Genomic DNA, 23,406 nt, shown 5'->3' on the forward strand with positions numbered 1-23,406 from the left:
CCATATTAATATCAATGACGGATCACATTTGTGCGTCAATATCTCCTTCATTCTTGAACTTAATCACACTTTTCGGTAGCATTCGCCGACTCAAGTTTTCGACACCATTCTGATGCTGCTCTTTTTTACTACGGTTTGCGCTGATACGAAGTAACATCTTCGACCTCCAGTGCTTGTGCAAATACGAATATGTGTCGAGAGAAATTCATCGCCAAGAGAACTCAATACAAAACATGTTCGAATTCCCTCAATTTTCTAAGCACTCCGTAAAAAACGACGTGCTATCAGGCCTAACTGTTGCATTAGCACTGGTCCCTGAAGCCGTTGCATTTGCATTCGTTGCCGGTGTTGACCCTATGGTTGGCCTGTACGCAGCCTTTATTGTTGGCCTTATCACCTCTATCTTTGGTGGTCGCCCAGGTATGATTTCTGGTGCAACAGGCGCAATGGCCGTTGTTATGGTATCGCTGGTCGCGACTCACGGCGTTCAATACCTATTTGCTGCTATTATGCTGGCGGGTATTCTTCAGATCGCAGCTGGTCTATTCAAGCTAGGTAAATTCATCCGAATCGTACCTCACCCGGTAATGATTGGTTTCGTAAACGGTCTTGCTATTGTTATCTTCTTAGCACAATTAGGCCAGTTTAAGGCACCAGACATCAACGGCATGCTGACTTGGCTACCACAAGACCAAATGCTGCTAATGCTGGGGCTCGTTGCGCTAACAATGGCGATCATTCACTTCCTACCAAAGCTCACAACTGCGGTACCGTCTTCTCTAGTAGCAATCGTGACGGTGACGGCTCTTGTGGTTGGCTTGGATCTAGAAACGCGTACAGTTGTTGACTTCCTACGTACTATGTCTGGTGACGAAGCAGCGACTTTGGCGGGTTCTCTTCCGACCTTCTCTATTCCAGCAGTACCTTTCACTCTTGAAACACTGCAAATCATCTTACCTTACGCAATCATTCTTGCGGCTATCGGCCTGATTGAGTCTCTACTGACGCTAACGGTGCTAGATGAAATGACCAACACACGTGGTCAATCTAACCGTGAATGTATTGGTCAAGGTATGGCGAACATGACTTGTTCAGTGTTTGGTGCAATGGGTGGTTGTGCGATGATCGGCCAGTCAATGATCAACGTGAACTCAGGTGGTCGTGGCCGTCTATCAGGTATCGTTGCTGCAATCGCTCTACTGATGTTCATCCTATTTGCTTCTTCGCTGATTGAGATGATCCCTCTAGCCGCGCTCGTTGGTGTAATGTTCATGGTGGTTATCGGCACATTTGAATGGGCGACATTCAAACTGGCACGTCGTGTACCTAAACAAGATTTCTTCGTTATTGTTCTAGTAACAGTTGTGACGGTTCTAACTGACCTAGCAGTTGCAGTTGCAGTGGGCGTTGTAGCATCTGCTCTCATGTTTGCATGGCAACATGCGAAGCATATCTATGCCGATACTCGACTAAATGATGAAGGCTCAAAAGAGTACAAGATTCACGGCCCTATCTTCTTCGGCTCAGCGGCAAACTTCCTAGAACTGTTTAACGCGCACGGCGATCCAAAAGATATTATCGTTGACTTCGCAGACTCTCGCGTAACAGATCACTCCGCAATCGAAGCGATTGAAACTTTGGCAGAGCGCTACGCTGCACTAGGTAAAACACTTCACCTACGCCACTTGAGCCCAGACTGCCGCAAGCTTCTAGATAAAGCTGGTAGCTTGGTAGAAATCAACGTAAAAGAAGACCCAAGCTATAAAGTTGCAACTGACATTCTGGCTGGCTAAGCCAACATAAATTGCAGTTTTTAGCTGTATGAATAATGCAAAAAGGGATGAGTAATACTCATCCCTTTTAGTATCTGGCACGTTGTAAATGCTTAGAGCTTCTTCAAAATCGCTTCTGACGCCTCTTCAATCAAATCAAGTACCAATTCAAAGCCAGCATCACCGCCATAATATGGGTCTGGGATTTCATTGTAATCAGAACTTGAGTGACTCAAAAACAGTGATACTTTATGGCGATGCTCTCTAGGACAAAGATCGAGAAGATCAGCCAAGTTCGCTTTATCCGCGGCTAGCACCATATCAAACTCCTCAAAGTCCTCTAATGTTACCTTTCGAGAACGCATCCCTTTAAACGAATAACCTCGTTGCTTACCAGCTTGCATCGAACGCGCATCAGGCTGGTTACCGGCGTGGTAGCCAATTGTCCCAGCAGAGTCCACTTCTACAACTACACCTAGCTCTTGCGCCTTTGCTCTTAGCACGGCCTCCCCGGTTGGCGAGCGGCAGATATTTCCCATACAAACAACGAGTAGTTTCTTCATTTTATTCCCTGAATTATCGATGGTTTTTCTTCACGGTATGTTGGTCTATCATAGCGAGATAATTCAATGAACCCAAGTCACCCCGTACAAGGTACAAAAAGGAATTGAGGAAGCCGCATGTCTATCGAAGAAAACAAAGAAGCTCGCCATAAGGCTCGCCAACAAAAAGTAAAACAACAGGTAGACGCCAAGATCGCTGCCGCCCAAGAAGAAAAAGGTTTATTGCTGATCATTACAGGTAATGGCAAAGGTAAATCGACTTCAGGCTTCGGTACTATTGCGCGAGCGGTGGGCCACGGTTTGAAGTGTTCTGTTGCTCAGTTTATCAAGGGGACATGGGACAACGGAGAGCGTAACCTACTTGAAAAGCTCGGTGTTGAGTTCCAAGTCATGGCGACGGGTTTTACATGGGAGACCCAAAACAAAACCGCCGATACTGAAGCAGCGCAACTGGTTTGGCAAGAGTGTAAGCGTATGCTCACCGACGAATCGATTGATGTAATTCTGTTTGACGAACTGACGTACATGGTGAGCTATGGCTATATCGACCTAGATGAAGTGGTCGAAGCGCTGAACAACCGTCCGAAAATGCAATCCGTCGTCATTACTGGTCGCGGAGCACACCGCACTTTAGTCGAAATGGCCGACACTGTATCCGAAGTGAAGAACGTAAAGCACGCTTTTGAATCCGGTGTTAAAGCTCTGAAAGGCGTAGATTGGTAAGCATCCGTCGTTGCTTCCGAAAAGACTATAAACTAAAAAGGGTTGGCTCAATGCCAACCCTTTTCTTTTACTAGGGTCTGTTAGTTGAACAGGTTCTTCAGCAAGCCATCTACTGCTTCTTTGGTCTTCTCATCTTTGATCTTGTCCGTTAGCTTCTCTACGCCACGGTCAATTTCTTTCTGTGCTTTTTGCTTCAACACATCATCAAAGACCAGCTTAAACTTAGGATCTGCCCACTTACCAGAAACATTGATAGGAATAGTAATGTCCTTCAGTTCATCAATGTTCTTACCGCCCTGACCTTCTAGCGTGCCCACAATCGAGGTGCTGATAGTGAAGTCAACCGTTTCATTCAGGTAGTTCGCTTTACCTTTACCACGAACGCGAAGAAGTGGAGACTGCGCTTTCATATTATCGGTAGAGACTACACCTTTGTTCAACTTCAACGTCGCTGTCATAGCACTGAAGTCGGTTTTCTTAACTTCATCTGTACCTTCTAGACTTTGACCTTTGAATCGCGCGTAGTTTTCTCGGATCAATTGAGCAACGTTAATGCCATTCACAGCGCCATCGGCAAAATTGATCACGACCGTGCCGGTCAGGTTCTTCTTGATGCCAGTTGGCGTTAAGCTCTTACCACTTACGTTTACATCAATGTTACCAGTACCTTCCAACATGTCGTTGTTGGCTACATCGATCAGCAATGGTTGAATATGGACACCTTTAATTGACTTCTTCGCTGAGTAAGTTGCAGGTGATTTACGTGCGTCTAGCTTAGCGGTTGCAGTAATCGTACCTTGGTACAACTTAGAGCTGAATGAAGTTAGGTCAAAGACACCACGATTGATAGAGAAGCTTGCTTTAACCGCTTCCATCTTCGCGTTAGCCGCTTTGAACTTATCAATCGTAATATCGCCTTTCACATCCAGAGTCTTTAATGCAGATAAGTCTGGTTCAACTTCCGGCCCTGCTGGCGCACTTTCGCCACCGGACGCTGGCTTGTCACTAACCGGTGCTTGTTGATTTAAGCCAAGGAACTCATCTAAGTCGATGTTAGGACTGTGTACAGCAAAGCGAACTTTCGGAATATCGCCTAGAGTCACATCCGCTTTACCATCAAGTGCAATGGCGTTTGCAGTAAGTTTCTCTAGAACAAAGCTCAAGTGGCCCTTAGCCAAATCGAATGAAAGGTCTGAAGCCATATCGACTTTCATTGGTGATTGTGGAAGCGCATCTCCTTCAAACGTTGAGTTCAACGTCAACTTGTTCAATTGCACTTTGCTGATAGCTTTATCGACGTTTAGCTCACCGCCACCTTGCATATCAAGCTTCATGCCACCTGCTTCGCCTTTTAATACGTAGCTTAGGTTGTTTACTTTATCGAACTCAAACGTGTCTAAACCAATGGTTGCAGATTCAATTTTGTTTGCAGGATCGCGGTAAGTTGCATCAAAGTTGATGTTTTTCAGAGCGTAGCTAGTTAAACCTTTCGCCAGTTTGAAATCCGCTTTACCTTGCGCTGTAAACGTCTGGTCATTCATTTCACCTTTCACGCCGAAGTCTGCCGTTGTCCAGTTATCAAAGGCAAACTGAGAAAGGTTTAAAGAAATATCAGACAGCTTAGTGTAGCTACCCGCTTGCTTGTCTTGGATTTCAACATAGCCATTAGAGATGGTGACACCAGCCAGATTGATCGTCCAATCAGAAGCCGTGCTCTGTGAATCTACCGCTTGCTCTGGAGTCGCTTCAGTGGTTTTTTCTGCTTGCTGAGTTTGTGCTTTGGTTAGCGCATCAATGTTCTTGGTACCATCTTTCAGCGTTTCAAGATAGAACTCAGCGCCATCAAGAGTGACATTCCCAATTTCCAGCTGTTTGCTGAACAGAGGAGTAACGGAAACATCTACACCGACCGTCTCAACTTTAAATAGATTTGGTTGGCTAAAGCCTTGTGGGTTTCTTAATTCAGTGCGACCCAGTTCGAAACCAATTGATGGGAAAAACTGCCAACTAATGTCCCCTTCAATGACCAGTTCCAAGCCGGTTTGCTTTTGAGCTTGTTCCACAATCAGTGGTTTAAATTGGTTTGGATTAACAAAAATCACTAACCCTAAAATAACAGCCAAAATCGCCACAATCGGGATGGCAATGACTAAGAGCAGTTTCTTCATTCGCTTTTTCCTTGCTCGGGTGTTTTTACAATTATAAGCGCAGACTTTTTTTATCGCTGACAGTTCCACGAAAGCGTGAAAAATGTCCGATTTTGTATTGCAACTGGCTAATTTAAAAACAAAAAAAAGAAGTGGCACTTAAGGTGCCACTTCTTTATCCAAAAATAAAGCGATATAGCCGTCTAAGGGCTTAAGCTTTCAGAAGTTTTGCAATGTGCGCTTTAAGAACGTCGATTGCGATACGGTTTTTACCACCACGAGGTACGATGATGTCCGCGTATTGCTTAGAAGGTTCGATAAATTGCATGAACATCGGACGAACTGTCTGTTGGTATTGCTTAAGAACCGACTCCATAGTACGGCCACGTTCTTCAACATCACGCTTAACGCGACGCAGTAGACAGATATCAAGTGGAGTATCCATAAACACTGTCGCGTGCATTAAATTACGAAGGCGTGGGTCTGTTAGCAGCAAGATACCTTCCAAAATGATTACCTTTTTAGGGGTCATTGGAGTGGTGTTGCTTGTACGAGTGTGCTCTGTGTAGCTGTATTCTGGTACTTCTACAGCTTCGCCACGCACCAACTTCTCTAGGTGTTCACAGAGTAGGTCGTGGTCCAACGCGCTCGGGTGGTCGTAGTTAGTCTTTACACGCTCTTCCATGCTTAGTTGGCTTTGGTCGTTGTAGTAGCAATCTTCCGTGATGACACCGATTTGATGATCGCCCACTTTCTCGCGAAGCTCATTGTAGATTGTGCTCGCGATCAGACTTTTTCCAGAAGCAGAAGCGCCAGCAATACCTACGATGACGCATTGATTATTATCAGACATTAGTTTGCACCCGATGATGATTTTCTAGTCACATAAAAAGATAAACTGCCTGATTATAGGGAGTTCACCCCTTCGTTACTAGTTGGAATTAGGGTTTAGTTATAAGTTTCTATCTACTCAGAGGATTAACCGCCAAGCAAACGTTTAAATGCACGATATTCAACCGGCCTTGATATTAAACTCAGTTCACCATAGTAAAACTGATTGCATCTGGTTTTGCTTTGCCTTGCCAATACATTGTACAACACACACGATCCGCAAGCTGTTTGTAGTAACCGGCATGCTCGCTATCAGCACGTCTTGCCACAGTTGGGATACCCGCATCAATATCTTCTCGCATTGATATATGAAGTGGGATCTGCCCAAGTAACGCCAAACCAAACTCTTGCGACATTTTTTCAGCACCACCCGTGCCAAATATGTGCTCAACCGCTCCGCACTGGCTACAAATGTGATAGCTCATGTTCTCCACGACGCCCACCACTGGTACATTCACTTTATGGAACATCGCAGCACCTTTACGAGCATCAGCCAAAGCTAAGTCTTGCGGCGTAGTAACAAGTACAGTACCTGTTACTGGAATTTGTTGTGACAACGTCAGCTGAATATCCCCTGTACCCGGTGGCATATCAATCACCAAATAATCGAGTTCTGGCCAATCAGTCTCTGTTAGCAATTGTGACAATGCCTTAGAAGCAATCGGCCCCCGCCATATTGCCGCTTCAGCTTTATCTACTAAGTAACCGATAGAATGAGTATAGATGCCATGGGCTAAAATTGGCTCCATCCATTTCGCGTCACGTACTTCAGGCTTTGCGTCTTCTTGACCCAGCATCATCGGTACCGACGGGCCATAAATGTCGGCATCTAACAAACCCACTTTGGCACCTGATTGCGCAATTGCTAGAGCAAGGTTGACTGCTGTCGTCGACTTCCCTACTCCTCCTTTCGCAGAACTGACTGCAATGATGTTTTTCACGCCTTTAACAGCATTGGTAACTTGCGTCTCAAGCGCTTTGACACCGAGCTCAATCCGGAACTCAAACGCAGGGACATCACCTGCTGCTTGCTGTTCTTTGATCCAATCGCTCAGCGCATGTTGAAGCTCGTTGCTCGCGAATGGCAAAGTAATTTGGATGCCGCCTTGCGCTGGAATCGCGACTATCCCATGAATATCTGCCCAGTTTTCCACCAACTGCGGATGTTGGAACTGGTTAAGCCAATGACAAAAGTCTTGTTTTGAAGTGAACTGGTGCATGACGCCTCCTTTATACCTAAATGACCTCAAAGTGCTTAGGCCTTTTCGCATCTTGAAGTCACTTGGGTATAACACTCTAATCGTAGCACCCAGAGACAAGATTCAGAACCCCAAAAAAACTAAGGCAATCCATGGTTTGATGCCTTGGCGTTAGGAAGCTCATGGGGTAGTATTACTCTCTATTTTTTTATACCTATCAAAAAGCGATTATTAAGTATGGCAAACGATCCAAGAAAACTGCTGGTAACTTGTGCCCTTCCGTACGCTAATGGTTCGATTCACCTAGGTCATATGCTTGAACATATTCAAGCTGACATCTGGGTTCGCTACCAACGCCTACGCGGCAACACTGTAAACTTCATCTGTGCTGACGATGCTCACGGCACGCCAATCATGCTAAAAGCACAACAGATGGGTATTACGCCAGAAGAGATGATCGCTGCAGTAAGCGAAGAGCATCAAAAAGACTTCGCTGGCTTTGATATTAGCTTTGATAACTACCACAGCACACACTCAGAAGAGAACCGTGAGCTAGCTTCTCACATCTACCTAGAGCTTAAGAAAAACGGTTTTATCTCTAGCCGTACTATCTCTCAGCTGTTTGATCCTGAGAAAGAAATGTTCCTACCGGACCGTTTCGTAAAAGGTACTTGTCCTAAGTGTAAGTCAGAAGACCAATACGGTGACAACTGTGATAACTGTGGTGAGACGTACAGCCCAACTGAGCTGATTGATCCAAAATCAGCAGTATCTGGCGCTACTCCAGTAATGAAAGACTCTGAGCATTTCTTCTTCGACCTACCTCAGTTCGAAAGCATGCTAAAAGAATGGACACGCTCTGGTTCACTACAAGCCGAAACGGCAAATAAAATGCAAGAGTGGTTCGAGTCTGGCCTGCAGCAGTGGGATATCTCACGTGATGCACCTTACTTCGGTTTTGAAATCCCAGGTGAGAAGAACAAATTCTTCTATGTATGGCTAGACGCACCTGTAGGTTACATGGCTTCTTTCAAGAACCTATGTAATAAAACTGAAGGTCTGGACTTCGATGAGTACTGGAAGAAAGACAGCACAACTGAGCTTTACCACTTCATCGGTAAAGACATCGTTTACTTCCACTCTCTATTCTGGCCAGCGATGCTAGAAGGCAGTGGTTTCCGTAAGCCAAACAACGTATTCGTACACGGCTACGTTACAGTAAACGGCGCGAAAATGTCTAAGTCGAAAGGCACGTTCATCAAAGCAGCAACATACCTAGATCACCTAGATCCAGAGTGTCTACGTTACTACTACGCAGCTAAGCTAAACAGCCGTATCGATGACCTAGACCTTAACCTTGAAGACTTCACTCAGCGCGTTAACGCTGACGTAGTAAACAAGATTGTTAACCTAGCATCTCGTAACGCTGGCTTCATCTCTAAGCGCTTTGAAGGCAAACTATCTGCTAACTTCGCAGAAACTGAGCTATATAACGAGTTCACAGTGGCCGCTGACCGTATCGCAGAACTATACGAAACGCGTGAGTTCGGTCGTGCAATCCGTGAAATCACAGCACTGGCTGATAAAGCAAACCAATACGTTGATGAAAAAGCACCGTGGGTTGTTGCTAAAGAAGAAGGTAAAGACCAAGAGCTACAAGACATTTGTTCTGTTGGTATCAACCTATTCCGCGTTCTGATGACTTACCTGAAACCAGTAATGCCAGAGCTTGCTGCACGTACTGAAGCGTTCCTAAACGAAGAACTAACTTGGGAAGGTATCGCTGCGCCGCTAACTGATCACGAGATCACTAAGTTCAAAGCACTATTCAACCGCATCGATCCTAAGAAGGTTGAAGCGATGATTGAAGCATCTAAAGAAGATGCAGCAGCAGAAGTTGCAGCAAAAGAGAAAGCAGAAGCTGAAAAGAGCAAAGCGAGCCAAACTGAGCTAGACAAGGATCCAATCGCAGAAGAAATTGAATTTGACGCTTTCGCAGCCGTTGATATGCGTATCGCGCGCATCATCTCGTGTGAAGAAGTGCCAAAAGCAAACAAACTGCTTAAATTCCAACTAGACATCGGCGGCGAAACTCGTCAGGTGTTCTCTGGCATTAAGTCAGCGTACAAACCTGAAGAGCTAGAAGGCAAGCTAACCGTAATGGTTGCTAACCTAAAGCCTCGTAAGATGAAGTTTGGTATGTCTGAAGGCATGATCCTAGCAGCGGGCCCTGGTGGCAGCGACCTATGGATCCTTGAGCCGCACGAAGGTGCTCAACCAGGTATGCGTGTAATGTAATTCGTTACTTTACTACGTGACTTAGAAATCCTCGCCCAACTCGGCGGGGATTTTTTTCGACTGAATTCACACTTTTGGTGAAATCGCGCACCAAATTCGGACATTTCATTATTAACGATTTGCATAAGCTACTGTTTTAAAATGTTTTAATTATTGGCATCAAAGCTGCTCTTACTTAGTTGCTAGGTCAACAGCACTAACAAGGAGTTGGTTATGTTTGTTTTGATTTCTACTTTGATCTCGATTGCCATTCTGGCTGGGATCTATCATTTAGCTGCAAAGCGGGAGAAACAACACGCTCGCAAGTATCAATTACTCACGTTATTACGCGATGTCGTCCATCTATTGCGTCGCCATCGAGCAGTAACCCACTACTCTATTCAATACCAACAAAATCACGAAAAAGAGATAGAGCAAATTCATCAAGAACTAGGCTATAAATTACACCAGCTAGTGGAAACCTCTCGCTTTGAGAACAAACCCATGTATCGCGTGCTGCAAATCAAAGTCGACAAGTTGATAGAGCAATGGCAAGACAACACCGTAGCACGCAATCAGATTGAGCATGGTAAATTGATTCGCCATAGTTTGTTTTTGATGGATGAGGTCACTATTGCATGGCTCGCAATTGCCCAAAGAGACGAGTTGTATGACGAGTACCACATGAATTGGCAAACTGTAATTGATAGCCTAGAGACGTTGACACAACTGCGTATCAGTATTCAGGACATGGAAGATAGAGGCGGCCCTGAACGAATGAGAAACTATGCATCAGTGATGATTAGAAGGCTTAACCAGTTGGCAGTCATTAGCCCTTTGAGCCTTGCCTCGCCAACATCGACCAAATCGATTCAGTCACTGAACGATTACATTGAAGGTGAAGTAGTCGCCTTAAGCGAAGAAGAACTCTATGACATCACCTCAGACTTATCCCTATCCGTGTTTAACACCTACGACCAAATGCTTTCAGACATCATAGAAACCCTCTACTTACCTTTACCCAGATTGTCCCTAGCTTGATCATCGGATTGCTCGCTTGAGACACTCTCAATACCAATAAAAAACCGCAGGTATATACCTGCGGTTTTATTTTGAAATCGTTGAATTCAAGAATTGATTAGCTGTCGTCTTCTGTGAAGTTGGTTGGCAACTCTTGCTTCATCTCGTTCCAAATTTGCGCACTCTCCATACCATAGTGACGAATCACAATTGGTAGTTGATCACGCTGACCCGTCTCACACGTTTCTAGAAGCTGACGGTAAAAACGTAGCGCTAAATCACGTGACGCTGGGTTTGAGAAGTAGTAGCTACCCACTCGATCATAAAGCTTTCTCAGGCCATTAAAGATAAGACCGTAGATCTGGTTGCCAGAATGGAACGCTAAACGCTGGAACAACATGTAATCGTAGAAGTTGAACGTCTTCGCGATCAAGATTTCTTGGCGTTTCGCTTCGTCTTTCTCATTGTCTTCTTTTACGCTTTGCAGGATCTTGTCTGCATATGGAGAAGCTGCGATAAATTCATCCCATGAAGAGGCACTGACAAGCGCTTCACACGACTCAATCACATTCTGGATAGTACGCTCAGACGCTTCTTTGTTTGCTTTGAATGCATAACGCATGAAGATTGGACTTATGTTAGTACGCGCAGCGAGCAGGTCTTCAACGATGTTCGTTGCGTTATCCACATCAAGTGTCATTAGCGTATCCAAGATATGCAGACCAGACGTCTCCATAAACTGGTTAACTTTCGTTGGCTTACCGTGTTGGATAGTTAACCAGCCATCACGAGCTAAACGTTGCAACACTTCACGCAATGTCGTTCTCGTTACACCGATTAATTCAGAAAGCTCACGCTCAGCGGGTAAAATGGAGCCAGGAGGAAAACGGCCGTTCCAAATGCTCTCGATAATGTATTTTTCTGCGAATCCCGCAGGGCTTTTCGCCTTTATGACCATTCTACTTTTTATCCAATTATTGATTTCACTGGGTCGATAAGACTCATCATACCACTAGTTAACGATTTGAGAAAATTTACGATCAATAAATGAAACGAAGTTTAAATATAGAGTTAATACTCTATTTGTTTCATCAGATTGCTATTGGTAATTTATGAAGCCAAAGACGCGAAATTCATATTTTAAATTCCCGCTATAGGGCACAAAGCAAGCTGTAATAAAGCATTATTGATCACATTTTTTAGATCAAAATATGCAAAATAAAATTGTGCCTAATGGTTAATGTTCTTTATTAATTTATCTTTTCTCGTCATTGAACGTAAATTAAAATCCAAGGTGAATTTTTATAAGCTTTTCATGATATAGTAACGCCGTTTTGATCGCGTTATTACAATTAAAAAGCCGTTTTAGTCGGTAGCATTAAGTTTTGTTGTTGACTATTGATTGACTGAGTGTAGAGTTGCGGTCGAAAGTGAGCGGTGCTTGAGTTTCAGGGGAAGTAACTTGGCAAGACTACAAGAGAACAAAGGATTGTTGTTTTTCTAAGTTATTGTTTAAAAAGGCTAACTAATAAGCCTAATAAACAGAAGCTGAAGCACTATTGTAGTGTCTATTCATAATTTTGTTATAAAGAGAATTATCATGCCGATATCGCTCGGAAACGCCTTTATCAAGAACTTTCTTGGTAAGGCGCCTGATTGGTACAAAGTTGCCATTATAGCCTTCCTAATTGTTAACCCAATTGTATTCTTTCTAATTGATCCATTCGTAGCTGGTTGGTTGTTAGTTGCTGAATTTATTTTCACTCTAGCAATGGCTCTAAAATGCTACCCACTGCAACCGGGCGGTCTTCTAGCAATAGAAGCGGTTGCGATTGGAATGACAAGCCCTGCACAGGTGAAGCATGAGCTTGTAGCCAATATTGAGGTGCTCCTACTACTTGTATTTATGGTAGCGGGTATCTACTTCATGAAGCACCTTTTGCTATTCATCTTTACGAAGATATTGCTTGGTATTCGTTCAAAAACTTTACTTTCACTCGCATTTTGTTTTGCAGCTGCATTTCTTTCAGCTTTCTTAGATGCTTTGACAGTAATTGCCGTTGTTATCAGCGTTGCGGTTGGTTTCTACTCGATTTACCACAAAGTTGCTTCTGGTAACCCAATTGGAGACCACGACCATACTCAAGATGACACCATCACAGAACTAACCCGTGATGACCTAGAAAACTATCGTGCATTTCTACGTTCGTTACTAATGCATGCTGGTGTTGGTACCGCGCTAGGTGGTGTAACTACTATGGTTGGTGAACCACAAAACCTGATTATTGCCGATCAAGCAGGTTGGTTATTTGGCGAGTTTCTAATTCGCATGTCACCTGTGACACTACCTGTATTTATCTGTGGTTTGATCACTTGTGCGGTTGTTGAAAAGCTAAAAGTATTTGGCTACGGAGTAAAACTTCCTGATAACGTCCGTCAAATCCTCGTTGATTTCGATCGTGAAGAACGTAAGACGCGAACAAACCAAGACGTGGCTAAGCTTTGGGTTCAAGGCCTTATTGCAGTTTGGTTGATCGCCGCTCTCGCACTCCACCTAGCCGCTGTTGGCCTAATCGGTCTGTCAGTTATCATCCTTGCAACATCGTTTACCGGAGTAATCGAAGAGCACTCAATGGGTAAAGCGTTTGAAGAGGCACTGCCATTTACAGCGCTGTTAGCGGTATTCTTTGCTGTCGTTGCCGTTATCATTGACCAAGAGCTGTTCAAGCCTGTTATTGACGCAGTACTTGCTGTCGAGGACAAAGGTGCTCAGCTTGCCTTGTTCTACGTAGCAAACGGACTATTATCTATGGTTTCGGATAACGTATTCGTTGGTACGGTATACATCAATGAAGTGAAAACGGCTCTCATGGAAGGCCTAATTACACGTGAACAATTTGATCTACTAGCAGTGGCAATTAACACTGGTACTAACCTACCTTCAGTTGCGACTCCAAACGGTCAAGCTGCTTTCCTATTCTTGCTAACTTCAGCACTGGCACCGTTGATTCGTCTATCTTACGGTCGCATGGTAGTAATGGCACTGCCATACACCGTTGTATTGGCTTTGGTTGGTTTGATGGGAATTATGTTCTTCCTAGAACCAGCAACAGCTTCTTTCTACGACGCGGGCTGGATCGTTCCGCACAGTGGTGATATCGCTCCGGCAGTATCTAGCGGCCATTAAAATTTGGTTGATTAAGAAACTTATCCACGTTAAAAAGCTCTGAGTATTCAGAGCTTTTTAATTTCATCAATAGGATATTACTTGTGACTATTTTTGCATCACTGAATGACTTCTCGAAGGGACGCTTATCTTGGCTTCTTCTTCTTATCGCAATCGTTTTTTTCGAAGCCTGTGCTTTATTCTTCCAACACGTGATGATGCTTGCACCTTGCGTTATGTGCATTTATGAGCGTGTCGCCATGATGGGAATCGGCGCAGCTGCAATGATTGGTCTTATTGCACCCAATAACCCTCTTGTACGTTGGGTGGCATTGGCGGCATGGGGAGCAAGTGCTTATAAAGGTTTGATGCTGGCGATGCAGCATGTCGACTACCAGTTCAACCCATCACCATTTGCAACTTGTGATCTGTTTGTTACCTTCCCTAGCTGGGCACCTTTAAATCAGTGGGTTCCGTGGATGTTTGAAGCATATGGTGACTGTGCGAAGATCGTGTGGCAGTTCCTTGGCCTTTCTATGCCTCAGTGGCTTGTAGTGATTTTCGCGGGTAACCTAATTGCTTTTGCCTTTATCGTGATCGCTCAATTCTTTGGTGGTAAGCGCAAAAACCCAATTCAATAATTGATGAGCCTTAAACTCTGATTTCTAACGACATTACACAAAAAAGCCGACTACAAGTCGGCTTTTCTTTCTATCTGTATATCTGTTATTTACCGCAGCATTGCTTAAATTTCTTACCGCTTTCACATGGGCAAAGATCGTTACGACCCACCCCTTTGAATGGGTTTAAGCTCTTTGATTTTTTTCCTACCATCAACTCATCAGCACCAAGTGCGACTTCGTTGATCATAAGATCAAACTGCTCGATGAAATCCGTTAGCGCAGGAGGGGTTTCAATCCCCGCATCACGCATCTGCTGTTGCGTTTGCTCTTCATCAATTGCCAACATCATCGTTGTTAACAATGCCTGTAGCATGCGTTCAAGGCCATCGTTCAGTACCACATCATGCCACTGCTCTTCAATCATCGGCCAAACGGACATAAAGCCTTCAGCAAAATCAGCTAACTGCTCTGGTTTGCTTTCCGTAAGTGCAAGAATAGAGTACTCGTTACGCAATATGTAGTTGTGCTGCTTGTGAATCTGCTCTTCAACGACTGGCTGAATCGCTTTAAAACCCTCACCTAGAAGAGGCTCTAGCCATGTTTCAGGTGCTAAGGGTTTCGTGGTCAGGTTAGCAGCCAGTACCGCACCTTCCATAAACAGTGAAGATTCGTCGATTTGAACTTCACCTTTCTCAATTAATGTGTATTGCATGACATCTGGTTTCCCATGAATTTGGCGGCATTATACCCTAGAGCTTATAAGATGCTAGTTGATGTCACTCGATGCTGATGAGTCTTTTAATGACAAACTTCACGCACATCGCTACAATCGCCCTCCTTTTTACCACCAAACTGTATTAGGCAAGCTATGCGAGTTGTATTAGGCCCGATGGAAGGCGTTTTGGACCATTTGATGCGCCAAATCCTAACCGAGATAAACGACTATGATCTTTGTGTGACAGAGTTTGTCCGAGTCATCGACCAACTGTTACCTGATCACGTATTCCATCGTCTGTGCCCTGAGCTTCTGCAAGACTCGCAAACCGCATCTGGCGTACCCGTTCACGTGCAACTTCTTGGCCAAGAGCCAAACTGGATGGCAGAGAACGCGTTCAAAGCAGCTGAACTTGGCGCTCGCGGTATTGATTTGAACTTTGGTTGTCCCGCTAGATTGGTCAACAGAAGTAAGGGTGGTGCAGCCCTACTCCAGCACCCTGACCTAATTCACAACGTTGTAAAAGCATGTCGCGACGCGGTGCCTGCTGATATCCCTGTTACCGCGAAAATTCGCCTAGGCTGGGAAAATCCAGAGGACTGCTTTGAGATCGTTGATGCGATTCAATCAGCTGGCGCGAATGAACTGACTGTCCACGCACGTACGAAAGAGGGTGGTTACAAGGCATCTGAGATCAAATGGGAATACATAACTAAAATTCGTGAACGTTTTGATATCCCGTTAATTGCCAATGGCGAGATTTGGAACTACGAAGACGGACAACGCTGTATTGCAACGACAGGTGTTGACTCTTTAATGGTATGCCGTGGTGCATTTAATATTCCGAACCTTGGCAATATGGTGAAATACAACCACCAGCCGATGGCTTGGAATGAAGTAGTAGATTTGCTGATTTACTACTCACAGTTTGAAATGAAAGGCGATAAAGGTTTGTATTATCCAAACCGCGTAAAACAATGGTTTGCGTACTTGCGCCAATCTTACCCTGAAGCGAACGAACTATTCCGAGAGATCCGTACGTTTAATAAAGCAGCACCAATCGTTGAACATATCCAACGCTACCGTGATGAGCTACAAGCACGCCTCAATGTAGCTTAAAAACTTGACCTCTCTGTGTGTTAAAAAGGGCGATTAGATCGCCCTTTTCAATACTAAGATTTGTTGCGCTAGTAACAGATTTTGTTCTTTCCTGTTGTTTTCGCTTCGTACAGTTTTTCATCAGCAACTTTGAAAAGCTCATCAAAGCTCGCTAACTGAGTCGAGCCTTTCACAACAACCCCACCAGAAACCGTAAATCCTTCCTTTATTACTTTCTTTGAACTTGCTGCAATTGAATCCGCAACTCGTTGAAGAATGAGCTTCATACATTCAATATCTTCATCGTAGATTGCTAGAACAAACTCTTCACCACCGAACCGAGAAGCGACATCAGTGTGGCGAATATTTTCTTTAATGGCTCTCGCGACAGCCTTAATCGCATCATCGCCAACATCGTGGCCATAAGTATCATTAATAGATTTAAAGTTATCGATATCAAATACGGCTAAGGCAATATTCTTTTTCGTGATTTTATTGCGCCAGACCGCTTCCATTCCGCGACGGTTCAATAAACCTGTCATTGGATCTTTCGCTGCAAGCTCTTCAAAATAACGACTTTCTGTACGAGCATTGACTAAAAATAGGGCGACGGTACTCAGTACATAAATAAAGAACGCAACGGCGACACTGTACTTCTCAAATACAAGTAAGTTCTTAAACTCATCCAAAATATTGTATTCATAGAAGATTTTATGATTTGAGCTTAAACGTTCGTGCTCTAAAGCCTCTACTCTCAAAACGTTGTCAGGCATGCTCATTACATTAGAAATGACATGCAACTTGCCCGCTAAGTTGTCCGTCGTTTTGAGTAAGGCGTCGACATCAAAATCAATCGACAACACACCTTGATGTTCGCCTTTCTCATAAATTGGCACGGTTAGGCTAATAACCTGACCGTCATGTCGGTCCAACATAGGTGCGGGGCCAGACATAGTCACTTTCACGGTATCCTGAGCTGTTTTCTGCCAAAACGGTCTTGCTTTCAACGTACTCCAAAGCTCTCGAGTAAAGTACTTTGCGTACGTTTCTGGAGAGGAAATAACGTAGCCTCTCTGATCGATATAGTGGATACCAAGAATGTGCGATTCAATATCATGAAGGAATGAAAGGGAAGGAGCAAAACCCGCTTTTTTTTCAGCCACCTTGAATAGATCACTTCCCGGTTCACACAGTTCTTTTTGACCAACAATCATGTAGTCCAGCTCAACAGCCGGCAGTCCACCTGAATGGGTATTCTCTAGAAGCAAGACATCGATAGGCCATACATAACACAAGTCATTTTCTAGCATATGATTGTGTTCTTTAAATAATGGATGGGCAGGATTTGAATAATTGACGAAGCTATAATCTAGGGCTGTCAGAACTTTAACTGCACGATTGACCGCTCGGTCGATTTTAGCGTATTCCAAGTCGATGTAGCGATTCATCGCATCATAGTAGTTTTTGGCTGTCACTAGCATGACAACACAGAGCAAAAACAGAGGGAAGAAGATGACAAACTTGAGGCTGAATCGCCTTTGATTACCCATTGAATACCACGACTGATTATTATTTACCCTGAACAGCTTAAGCCATTCAGGGGCTGTTTATAGTTTTTAATTTAAGTATTCATAAATTTTAATAAATTAGGTGCTAAGTGTCACTTCACTTGCCATAAACTAGACGTTAAAGGTGTGATCTTGACAGAAAAATGACGCCTATAATCAACTTTATCGCCAGTTTCGCAAAGCTGAAGCAAGTATTTAGCATTTAAGCCAAGTTTCCACAACGGAATATCAATCAATTGCACATCTTCACTAAAATTCAATGCAACAATTACAGCTTCACTCCCCAGCTGTCTTGCAAAGACCAATACATCATCAGACGCATATAACCACTGAAGACTACCTGATTGTAAACATGGGTAGTTCCTACGTATGGCAATCCAACGCTTATAGATTGGCAACCATTTGGACTTTGCAACCTCTTCCCAAGGGAAACAGCGTCTGTTATCCGGATCCAAACCGCCTTCTAGGCCAACTTCACTGCCATAATAAACACATGGTACTCCTACGTACGTCATCAGCATGATTAATGCTAATTCCATCCGTTTGTTGTCCCCTTTAATCAGAGAAAGAAAGCGCGCAGTATCGTGGCTGTCCAACTGATTCAGTTGGGATAGTTGGTTGTGCCAAGGAATTTTTGCTCTTGCTTCATCTAACCATTCTTTAAAATCCAGTCCACCAATCATGATCGGGTCATAAGCAATATCTTTTTTAGCTACAAATGCTCGCACTGGATGGGCAAAACCATAGTAGTTCATCGCTCCATCCTCTTGGCCGCCTTGCAGCCATTGCGTCGCCTCAAAGAAGTGTTCACCTAACACATACGCATTAGGGTTGGTTGATTTGGTTGCTTGACGGAAAGCTTCCACATAGTGCGCGTTGTTTTTCGCACCATCGCCTTCACCCAACATATGAATGACATCAAAACGCCAACCATCGACAGAATATGGTGGTTTGAGCCAATATTTGATTACGGCCTCTTCACTTTGATAGATGTAATCGCGCACCTGCTCATTTTCAAAGTTCAGAACGGGTAGGCTAGCAATACCTTTCCAGCCAATGTAATTATTGGTTTCTCCCTCGAAGAAGTAATAGTCACGAAAATCTGAATTTGGATTTCCATACGCCCCAATACCTTCTTGTTTTATATCGAACCAAGGGTGCTCCACTGAGGTGTGATTAAATACCGCATCCAAAACTACCTTCATTTGCTTGCCATGAATTCGTTCACACAAATCTGCAAACAGTTCATTGCTTCCAAACATTGGATCGATCGTGAAATAATCCGTCGTGTCATATTTATGATTACTTGGTGCAGTAAAAATTGGGTTGAAGTACAACGCTGTCACACCCAACTCATCCAAGTAATCAAGCTTCTGCTCAACACCTTTTAAATCACCACCGAAAAACTCTCTTGCGCCCGTATTTTGGTGAGACCCAACCGCCTCCCCCCAAGGTTTTACTAAAATTTCCGGGTCGTATTGAGCGTAAGCATTTCGAATCGATTGCTCATCTTGGCTAGCCTTAAAGCGATCCGGAAATATCTGGTAGAAGACCTGTTCTTGCACCCAGCGAGGAGGCTGAGACTGCGTGTTCAATTTAAAGTGGAACTCTTTCGGCGGCATACGCTTATGCACGCCTCTGCCATCAAGCCAAAGCTGGTGGTTGCCTTTGAGCAGCTTGAACACATAATGGGTGACGTCACGGTCTCGGTTCGCTGCAAATTGTGCTTGCCACAACTGAAGCTCACCTGCATTACCACAAGGCTTCATCTCTATGAGGTATTCTTCATTGTCTGGTTCACAGCGTACATACACGCTATCAAACTCGATGCTTTCGGTTTTCAAAATGACGGTAAGCCGTTCACCATCAAAAACAAGGCCATCTTCAGTTTGGCCATGGAAGATAAATGGAAGGGTCATGGTAAGCGCTCTTAGTATTGGAATATTCCACTATTTTAATAAAGAGCACCCATCTAAAAATCCTCCTTTTAAAAATACCGTACGGGTCATTTTCTCAAGGAGGATCACATTTGGTAGGCGTAGTCGACAAACACTCTAAGCTAGTTCAACAACAAGCTGTCATCTGCCAACTCCTCTCCACGCACTTTAGAAAACATTTCCAATAAGTCTGGTACTTGCATATTCGCTCGCTGCTCACCCGCTACATCAAGAACAATTTCTCCTTGGTGCAACATTACTGTCCTGTCACCACAGGCCAGAGCATCCTTCATCGAGTGTGTTACCATCATTACCGTAAGATTAAACTCGGTGACAATGCGCTTAGTCAGATCAATAACAAAAGCTGCCATACGAGGGTCTAACGCGGCGGTGTGTTCATCAAGCAGGAGTAGTTTACTGTCTGATAGTGTTGCCATAACCAGACTGACTGCTTGACGCTGACCGCCAGAAAGTAGCCCAATGCTGTCACCAAGGCGATCTTCAAGCCCTAAATCCAGAATGCTGATGCGCTCTTGAAACAGCTTGCGACGTTTCGCTGAGAGCGCCATCCCCCACCCGCGACGCTGACCCCGCATGTAAGCAAGCGCCATGTTTTCTTCAATGGACAAATCCCCACAAGTACCAGCTAGTGGGTCTTGGAATACGCGAGCACATTGAGTGGCGCGTTGTGCAACCGTCTTACGCGTTACATCTTGCCCCCCTATGATCACTTGCCCACCAATCATTGGCGTTTCGCCCGTCACCGCACCAAGTAGCGTTGATTTACCCGCGCCGTTGGATCCAATCACGGTGAGGAACTCATGCTCAGGTACTTCTAAAGACACCCCTTTTAACGCTCTGTTTTCCAAAATAGTGCCGGGATTGAAGGTCACTTGAATATCATTGAGTTCAATCATAGTGCCTCTCCTGATCCATTTTTCGATGCCGCTTGTTTTGCATTCGACACTCGTTGTTTGGCTTTCATTCTCTGTTTCAATTTCGGCGCTATCAAAGCTACCGCGACGAGTACGGCTGTAACCAAATTTAGATCCGATGCTTGTAGGCCAAACATTCCCGAACTCAGGGCAAATGCTACTGCTAGGCGATAAAGCACCGAACCAATAATCACCGCACAAACTGCAACCCAGATTTTCCGCCCTGGAATGAGGGTTTGTCCAAGGATAACCGCCGCAAGACCAACTACGATGGTACCCACACCAGAGGTGACATCGGCAAAGCTGTTGGTCTGAGCAAATAACGCCCCAGCAAAACCAACAAATCCGTTAGACAGCGCTAAGCCAAAGTAAGTGTAAAAGCCAGTACTCGCCCCCTGCGCTGCCACCATTCGGGCGTTTACCCCTGTCGCTCTTAACCCTAAACCGAAATCGCTGTTAAGAAGACGCACGACAAATAGCGCGGAAAGTAATACCAGCACACCGACAATCAAAGGTCGGATATACATAGCATCGCCGATCGATTCAAAAGGGGTAAGAATAGTGTCTTCTCCAAGCAGCGCCATGTTCGGCTTGCCCATGATGCGAATGTTGATAGAGAACGCCGCAATCATGGTAAGAATGGAAGCGAGTAGATGAAGAATGCCACAACGAACCGCTAGAAAGGCGGTCACCCACCCTGTCATGCCACCAGCAATGACTGCCATTCCTGTCGCAATCCAAGGATTGATACCCGCCACAATAGCGGTTGCGGCAACGGCGGCGCCCATAGGAAAGCTACCATCAACACTTAAATCAGGGAAATCTAGTACTCGAAACGTAAGGTAGACGCCCAAGGCAACTAAACCGTAGATAAGGCCTATCTCGAGGGCACCAAAAAAAGCAAATGCAGACATAACTGCTCCTTTCTGCACAAGTCAGGTCGACGTTAAACCGACCTGAACACGACTATTACTGAATGCTAGTCGCACGTTTCACAACAGAGCTCGGTAGTTGAATACCCAGCTTAGTTGCCGCACCTTCATTCACAACCAGATCAGAGCCTGTTGCTACTTTGACATCTAACTTGCCCGGCTCTTGCCCTTCCAAAATCGCAGCAACATAGTCAGCAGTTTGAACACCAACCTGATAGTAATCAAAACCTAAACTGGCAATCGCTCCTTTTTCTACATAAGAAGTCGCCCCACCAAAGACGGGTTTCTTTGCCTGATTCGCTGCGACGATCATACCTTCAATCGCGCTAGCTACTGTGTTATCTGTCGGTGCATAAATCACATCTGACTTAGCTGCAATAGCTTGAGTTGCAGATTGTACATCTGCACTCTTCAGTGCCGTCGCTTCTACCACTTCAAGGCCATTTGCTTCCGCGCTCTCTTTTAACAGCTGTACCAGTGTCACTGCATTCGCCTCACCAGGGTTGTAGACCACGCCAATGGATTTAGCTTTCGGCAAAATTTCTTGAATCAGTGCAACGTGCTGCGCCACAGGAGACAAATCAGAAAGGCCTGTGACGTTTTTACCCGGCTGATGCATGGATTTAACTAACTTAGCGCCTACAGGATCCGTTACTGCAGTAAACACAACTGGAATAGAACGAGTAGCAGAAACCAAAGCCTGTGCTGATGGTGTTGCTATGCCCACAAGCACATCTGGGCTTTCACCCACATATTGACGTGCAATCTGTACCGCTATAGCTGGGTTACCTTGTGCAGTTTTGTAGTCAAACTCCAAATTCTTCCCTTGCTCATAGCCTTTTGCTTTCAGGCCATCTATCAAGCCCTGACGAGTCGCATCGAGTGCAGGGTGTTCTACGATTTGTGAAACCGCAACAGTGGCAGTGTTAGCAAGCACGTTGGCAGAGGAAAAAACAGTGGTCGCGGTAAGAATGGCAGTAGCTAATAAATGTTTCGTTTTCATCATGACTCCTTGATGTCTCTTCGTCCTTGAACTGAAAGCCTCTTCGAAAATGAATGCCCAACAGAAATAACGAGGAAGATGGGATGTTGTGTTTAAAGCTGTGCACTTTTTGTGCATCTGTTTTTCATTATTAACGCTAAGTCTCGCTAAAGAAAAGCAAGATTTAACAACAAAGTAACATTTGTGATCTCGCAATCGGTACGTAAGGCGGTTATTGCAAATAAGAAAGGAGTGAAATAAGAATTGCGGGCATAAAAAATGGAGTGGCAATTGCACACTCCATTTCAGTGATAGTGATTAGTTTCGATGTTTAGAACCAGCGCTCGAGTGCTGTCTTATCTAGTTGGCGGAATGCTCGGTTTAAGATCACCGCCAATTCTTTGTATCTTGGACGCGCTTTTACTGGTTCAAGTGCGAAACCTGACTCAGTGATCTTCTGGTGTAATTCACGGTACCAAGAAGCCAGCGTAGGCGGCAGCTTAGTATTTGAACGACTGCCCAACCACCACATGCCTTGCAGTGGCATACTGATCGCGAATAATGCAACCACGATGGCTTGCGGTAGCGCGTTGTAATTATTAAAAGCCATTTGAGTGAGCACACTGATCGCCGCGACTGCTGGCATCACTTTAATGCCAAAGCGTGTTGCTTTGATAATGCGTTGTTCGGGAAAAATGGCGTTCAGCTCTTTACGAACCGGCCAGATCTCCATGTAGCGTTGGCCGTCTTTCAGGCTATGGATCAATCCGACTTGTTTGCTCATACCGCTCTCTCACTAAAAAATAGTTGAACATTTCAACTGAAGGCGCAAAAAATTGATGAAAGTTAATATTCTTT

General features: G+C 44.6%; 20 protein-coding genes. 7 read left to right on the forward strand and 13 right to left on the reverse strand.

The window, feature by feature from the left end:
* Nucleotides 1-22 precede the first annotated feature (22 nt).
* The gene (locus tag J4N37_RS25130) at nucleotides 23-157 is read right to left on the reverse strand and encodes a hypothetical protein (RefSeq protein WP_010449319.1); all 135 of its coding nucleotides are present in this window, start codon (nucleotides 155-157) and stop codon (nucleotides 23-25) included.
* 76 nt (nucleotides 158-233) lie between these two features.
* Between J4N37_RS25130 and J4N37_RS10850 the strand changes: the two genes are divergently transcribed.
* Nucleotides 234-1,793 (forward strand): SulP family inorganic anion transporter, encoded by a 1,560-nt coding sequence (locus tag J4N37_RS10850; protein WP_010449321.1) that lies wholly within the window; start codon nucleotides 234-236, stop codon nucleotides 1,791-1,793.
* Nucleotides 1,794-1,885: 92 nt separating this feature from the next.
* Here J4N37_RS10850 and J4N37_RS10855 read toward each other — a convergent pair whose 3' ends face one another.
* Nucleotides 1,886-2,335 carry a low molecular weight protein-tyrosine-phosphatase gene (locus J4N37_RS10855; RefSeq protein ID WP_045394280.1) on the reverse strand — a complete coding sequence of 150 codons (450 nt, stop codon included), beginning with the start codon at nucleotides 2,333-2,335 and terminating at the stop codon, nucleotides 1,886-1,888.
* 117 nt (nucleotides 2,336-2,452) lie between these two features.
* Here J4N37_RS10855 and cobO point away from each other — a divergent pair, with 117 nt between their 5' ends.
* On the forward strand, nucleotides 2,453-3,058 hold the full coding sequence (gene cobO / locus J4N37_RS10860) for a cob(I)yrinic acid a,c-diamide adenosyltransferase (RefSeq protein WP_071234665.1): 606 nt from the start codon (nucleotides 2,453-2,455) through the stop codon (nucleotides 3,056-3,058).
* 80 nt (nucleotides 3,059-3,138) lie between these two features.
* On the opposite strand, the gene J4N37_RS10865 is transcribed toward cobO, so the two are convergent.
* The 3 genes from J4N37_RS10865 to apbC form a co-directional block, all read right to left on the reverse strand.
* Nucleotides 3,139-5,226: an AsmA family protein gene (locus J4N37_RS10865; protein ID WP_252040908.1), complete on the reverse strand. Its 2,088-nt coding sequence runs from the start codon at nucleotides 5,224-5,226 to the stop codon at nucleotides 3,139-3,141.
* A gap of 190 nt (nucleotides 5,227-5,416) precedes the next feature.
* Complete coding sequence (gene udk / locus J4N37_RS10870) at nucleotides 5,417-6,058, reverse strand: uridine kinase (RefSeq protein WP_010449330.1); 642 nt, start codon at nucleotides 6,056-6,058, stop codon at nucleotides 5,417-5,419.
* A 181-nt stretch (nucleotides 6,059-6,239) separates the two neighbouring features.
* Nucleotides 6,240-7,316, reverse strand: a complete 1,077-nt coding sequence (gene apbC / locus J4N37_RS10875) for an iron-sulfur cluster carrier protein ApbC (protein ID WP_252040910.1) — start codon at nucleotides 7,314-7,316, stop codon at nucleotides 6,240-6,242.
* Between the two features lie 216 nt (nucleotides 7,317-7,532).
* Between apbC and metG the strand changes: the two genes are divergently transcribed.
* Nucleotides 7,533-9,593, forward strand: a complete 2,061-nt coding sequence (gene metG / locus J4N37_RS10880) for a methionine--tRNA ligase (protein ID WP_252040912.1) — start codon at nucleotides 7,533-7,535, stop codon at nucleotides 9,591-9,593.
* Between the two features lie 213 nt (nucleotides 9,594-9,806).
* Nucleotides 9,807-10,613 carry a hypothetical protein gene (locus J4N37_RS10885; RefSeq protein WP_252040914.1) on the forward strand — a complete coding sequence of 269 codons (807 nt, stop codon included), beginning with the start codon at nucleotides 9,807-9,809 and terminating at the stop codon, nucleotides 10,611-10,613.
* A 97-nt stretch (nucleotides 10,614-10,710) separates the two neighbouring features.
* On the opposite strand, the gene fadR is transcribed toward J4N37_RS10885, so the two are convergent.
* A complete protein-coding gene (fadR, locus tag J4N37_RS10890) occupies nucleotides 10,711-11,550 on the reverse strand; it encodes a fatty acid metabolism transcriptional regulator FadR (RefSeq protein ID WP_010449338.1) in 840 nt (279 codons plus the stop codon).
* A gap of 642 nt (nucleotides 11,551-12,192) precedes the next feature.
* Between fadR and nhaB the strand changes: the two genes are divergently transcribed.
* Together nhaB and dsbB are read left to right on the forward strand one after the other, a co-directional pair.
* Entirely contained in the window at nucleotides 12,193-13,779 is a 1,587-nt protein-coding gene (gene nhaB / locus J4N37_RS10895; protein WP_010449340.1) for a Na(+)/H(+) antiporter NhaB, read from the forward strand.
* An 83-nt stretch (nucleotides 13,780-13,862) separates the two neighbouring features.
* The gene (gene dsbB, locus J4N37_RS10900; protein WP_071234659.1) at nucleotides 13,863-14,399 is read left to right on the forward strand and encodes a disulfide bond formation protein DsbB; all 537 of its coding nucleotides are present in this window, start codon (nucleotides 13,863-13,865) and stop codon (nucleotides 14,397-14,399) included.
* 85 nt (nucleotides 14,400-14,484) lie between these two features.
* On the opposite strand, the gene J4N37_RS10905 is transcribed toward dsbB, so the two are convergent.
* Nucleotides 14,485-15,093 (reverse strand): SEC-C metal-binding domain-containing protein, encoded by a 609-nt coding sequence (locus J4N37_RS10905; protein ID WP_252040920.1) that lies wholly within the window; start codon nucleotides 15,091-15,093, stop codon nucleotides 14,485-14,487.
* A gap of 156 nt (nucleotides 15,094-15,249) precedes the next feature.
* Between J4N37_RS10905 and dusC the strand changes: the two genes are divergently transcribed.
* Entirely contained in the window at nucleotides 15,250-16,215 is a 966-nt protein-coding gene (gene dusC, locus J4N37_RS10910; RefSeq protein ID WP_252040921.1) for a tRNA dihydrouridine(16) synthase DusC, read from the forward strand.
* A gap of 68 nt (nucleotides 16,216-16,283) precedes the next feature.
* Here dusC and J4N37_RS10915 read toward each other — a convergent pair whose 3' ends face one another.
* The 6 genes from J4N37_RS10915 to yfbV all read right to left on the reverse strand — a co-directional run bounded on the left by J4N37_RS10915 (nucleotide 16,284) and on the right by yfbV (nucleotide 23,332).
* On the reverse strand, nucleotides 16,284-17,744 hold the full coding sequence (locus J4N37_RS10915) for a sensor domain-containing diguanylate cyclase (RefSeq protein ID WP_252040922.1): 1,461 nt from the start codon (nucleotides 17,742-17,744) through the stop codon (nucleotides 16,284-16,286).
* 110 nt (nucleotides 17,745-17,854) lie between these two features.
* The gene (gene malZ, locus J4N37_RS10920; RefSeq protein ID WP_252040923.1) at nucleotides 17,855-19,681 is read right to left on the reverse strand and encodes a maltodextrin glucosidase; all 1,827 of its coding nucleotides are present in this window, start codon (nucleotides 19,679-19,681) and stop codon (nucleotides 17,855-17,857) included.
* Between the two features lie 140 nt (nucleotides 19,682-19,821).
* Entirely contained in the window at nucleotides 19,822-20,616 is a 795-nt protein-coding gene (locus tag J4N37_RS10925; protein WP_171306251.1) for an ABC transporter ATP-binding protein, read from the reverse strand.
* Entirely contained in the window at nucleotides 20,613-21,548 is a 936-nt protein-coding gene (locus J4N37_RS10930; RefSeq protein ID WP_071234653.1) for an ABC transporter permease, read from the reverse strand. The genes J4N37_RS10925 and J4N37_RS10930 overlap by 4 nt, the downstream gene beginning before the upstream one ends.
* 55 nt (nucleotides 21,549-21,603) lie before the next feature.
* The gene (locus tag J4N37_RS10935; RefSeq protein ID WP_010449354.1) at nucleotides 21,604-22,569 is read right to left on the reverse strand and encodes an ABC transporter substrate-binding protein; all 966 of its coding nucleotides are present in this window, start codon (nucleotides 22,567-22,569) and stop codon (nucleotides 21,604-21,606) included.
* 310 nt (nucleotides 22,570-22,879) lie between these two features.
* Complete coding sequence (yfbV, locus tag J4N37_RS10940) at nucleotides 22,880-23,332, reverse strand: terminus macrodomain insulation protein YfbV (protein ID WP_010449355.1); 453 nt, start codon at nucleotides 23,330-23,332, stop codon at nucleotides 22,880-22,882.
* Nucleotides 23,333-23,406: the final 74 nt, after the last annotated feature.

Source organism: Vibrio sp. SCSIO 43153, assembly GCF_023716625.1.
In the GTDB taxonomy this organism is placed as follows: Bacteria; Pseudomonadota; Gammaproteobacteria; order Enterobacterales; family Vibrionaceae; genus Vibrio; species Vibrio rotiferianus.

Coding starts and splice junctions, on each gene's coding strand:
- udk (WP_010449330.1), bottom strand. CDS start 6,058: ATGTCTGATAATAATCAATGCGTCATCGTAGGTATTGCTGGCGCTTCT.
- yfbV (WP_010449355.1), bottom strand. CDS start 23,332: ATGAGCAAACAAGTCGGATTGATCCATAGCCTGAAAGACGGCCAACGC.
- J4N37_RS10915 (WP_252040922.1), bottom strand. CDS start 17,744: ATGGGTAATCAAAGGCGATTCAGCCTCAAGTTTGTCATCTTCTTCCCT.
- J4N37_RS10935 (WP_010449354.1), bottom strand. CDS start 22,569: ATGAAAACGAAACATTTATTAGCTACTGCCATTCTTACCGCGACCACT.
- J4N37_RS10865 (WP_252040908.1), bottom strand. CDS start 5,226: ATGAAGAAACTGCTCTTAGTCATTGCCATCCCGATTGTGGCGATTTTG.
- fadR (WP_010449338.1), bottom strand. CDS start 11,550: ATGGTCATAAAGGCGAAAAGCCCTGCGGGATTCGCAGAAAAATACATT.
- metG (WP_252040912.1), top strand. CDS start 7,533: ATGGCAAACGATCCAAGAAAACTGCTGGTAACTTGTGCCCTTCCGTAC.
- J4N37_RS10855 (WP_045394280.1), bottom strand. CDS start 2,335: ATGAAGAAACTACTCGTTGTTTGTATGGGAAATATCTGCCGCTCGCCA.
- J4N37_RS10885 (WP_252040914.1), top strand. CDS start 9,807: ATGTTTGTTTTGATTTCTACTTTGATCTCGATTGCCATTCTGGCTGGG.
- dusC (WP_252040921.1), top strand. CDS start 15,250: ATGCGAGTTGTATTAGGCCCGATGGAAGGCGTTTTGGACCATTTGATG.
- nhaB (WP_010449340.1), top strand. CDS start 12,193: ATGCCGATATCGCTCGGAAACGCCTTTATCAAGAACTTTCTTGGTAAG.
- J4N37_RS10930 (WP_071234653.1), bottom strand. CDS start 21,548: ATGTCTGCATTTGCTTTTTTTGGTGCCCTCGAGATAGGCCTTATCTAC.
- J4N37_RS10925 (WP_171306251.1), bottom strand. CDS start 20,616: ATGATTGAACTCAATGATATTCAAGTGACCTTCAATCCCGGCACTATT.
- J4N37_RS25130 (WP_010449319.1), bottom strand. CDS start 157: ATGTTACTTCGTATCAGCGCAAACCGTAGTAAAAAAGAGCAGCATCAG.
- cobO (WP_071234665.1), top strand. CDS start 2,453: ATGTCTATCGAAGAAAACAAAGAAGCTCGCCATAAGGCTCGCCAACAA.
- J4N37_RS10905 (WP_252040920.1), bottom strand. CDS start 15,093: ATGCAATACACATTAATTGAGAAAGGTGAAGTTCAAATCGACGAATCT.
- J4N37_RS10850 (WP_010449321.1), top strand. CDS start 234: ATGTTCGAATTCCCTCAATTTTCTAAGCACTCCGTAAAAAACGACGTG.
- apbC (WP_252040910.1), bottom strand. CDS start 7,316: ATGCACCAGTTCACTTCAAAACAAGACTTTTGTCATTGGCTTAACCAG.
- malZ (WP_252040923.1), bottom strand. CDS start 19,681: ATGACCCTTCCATTTATCTTCCATGGCCAAACTGAAGATGGCCTTGTT.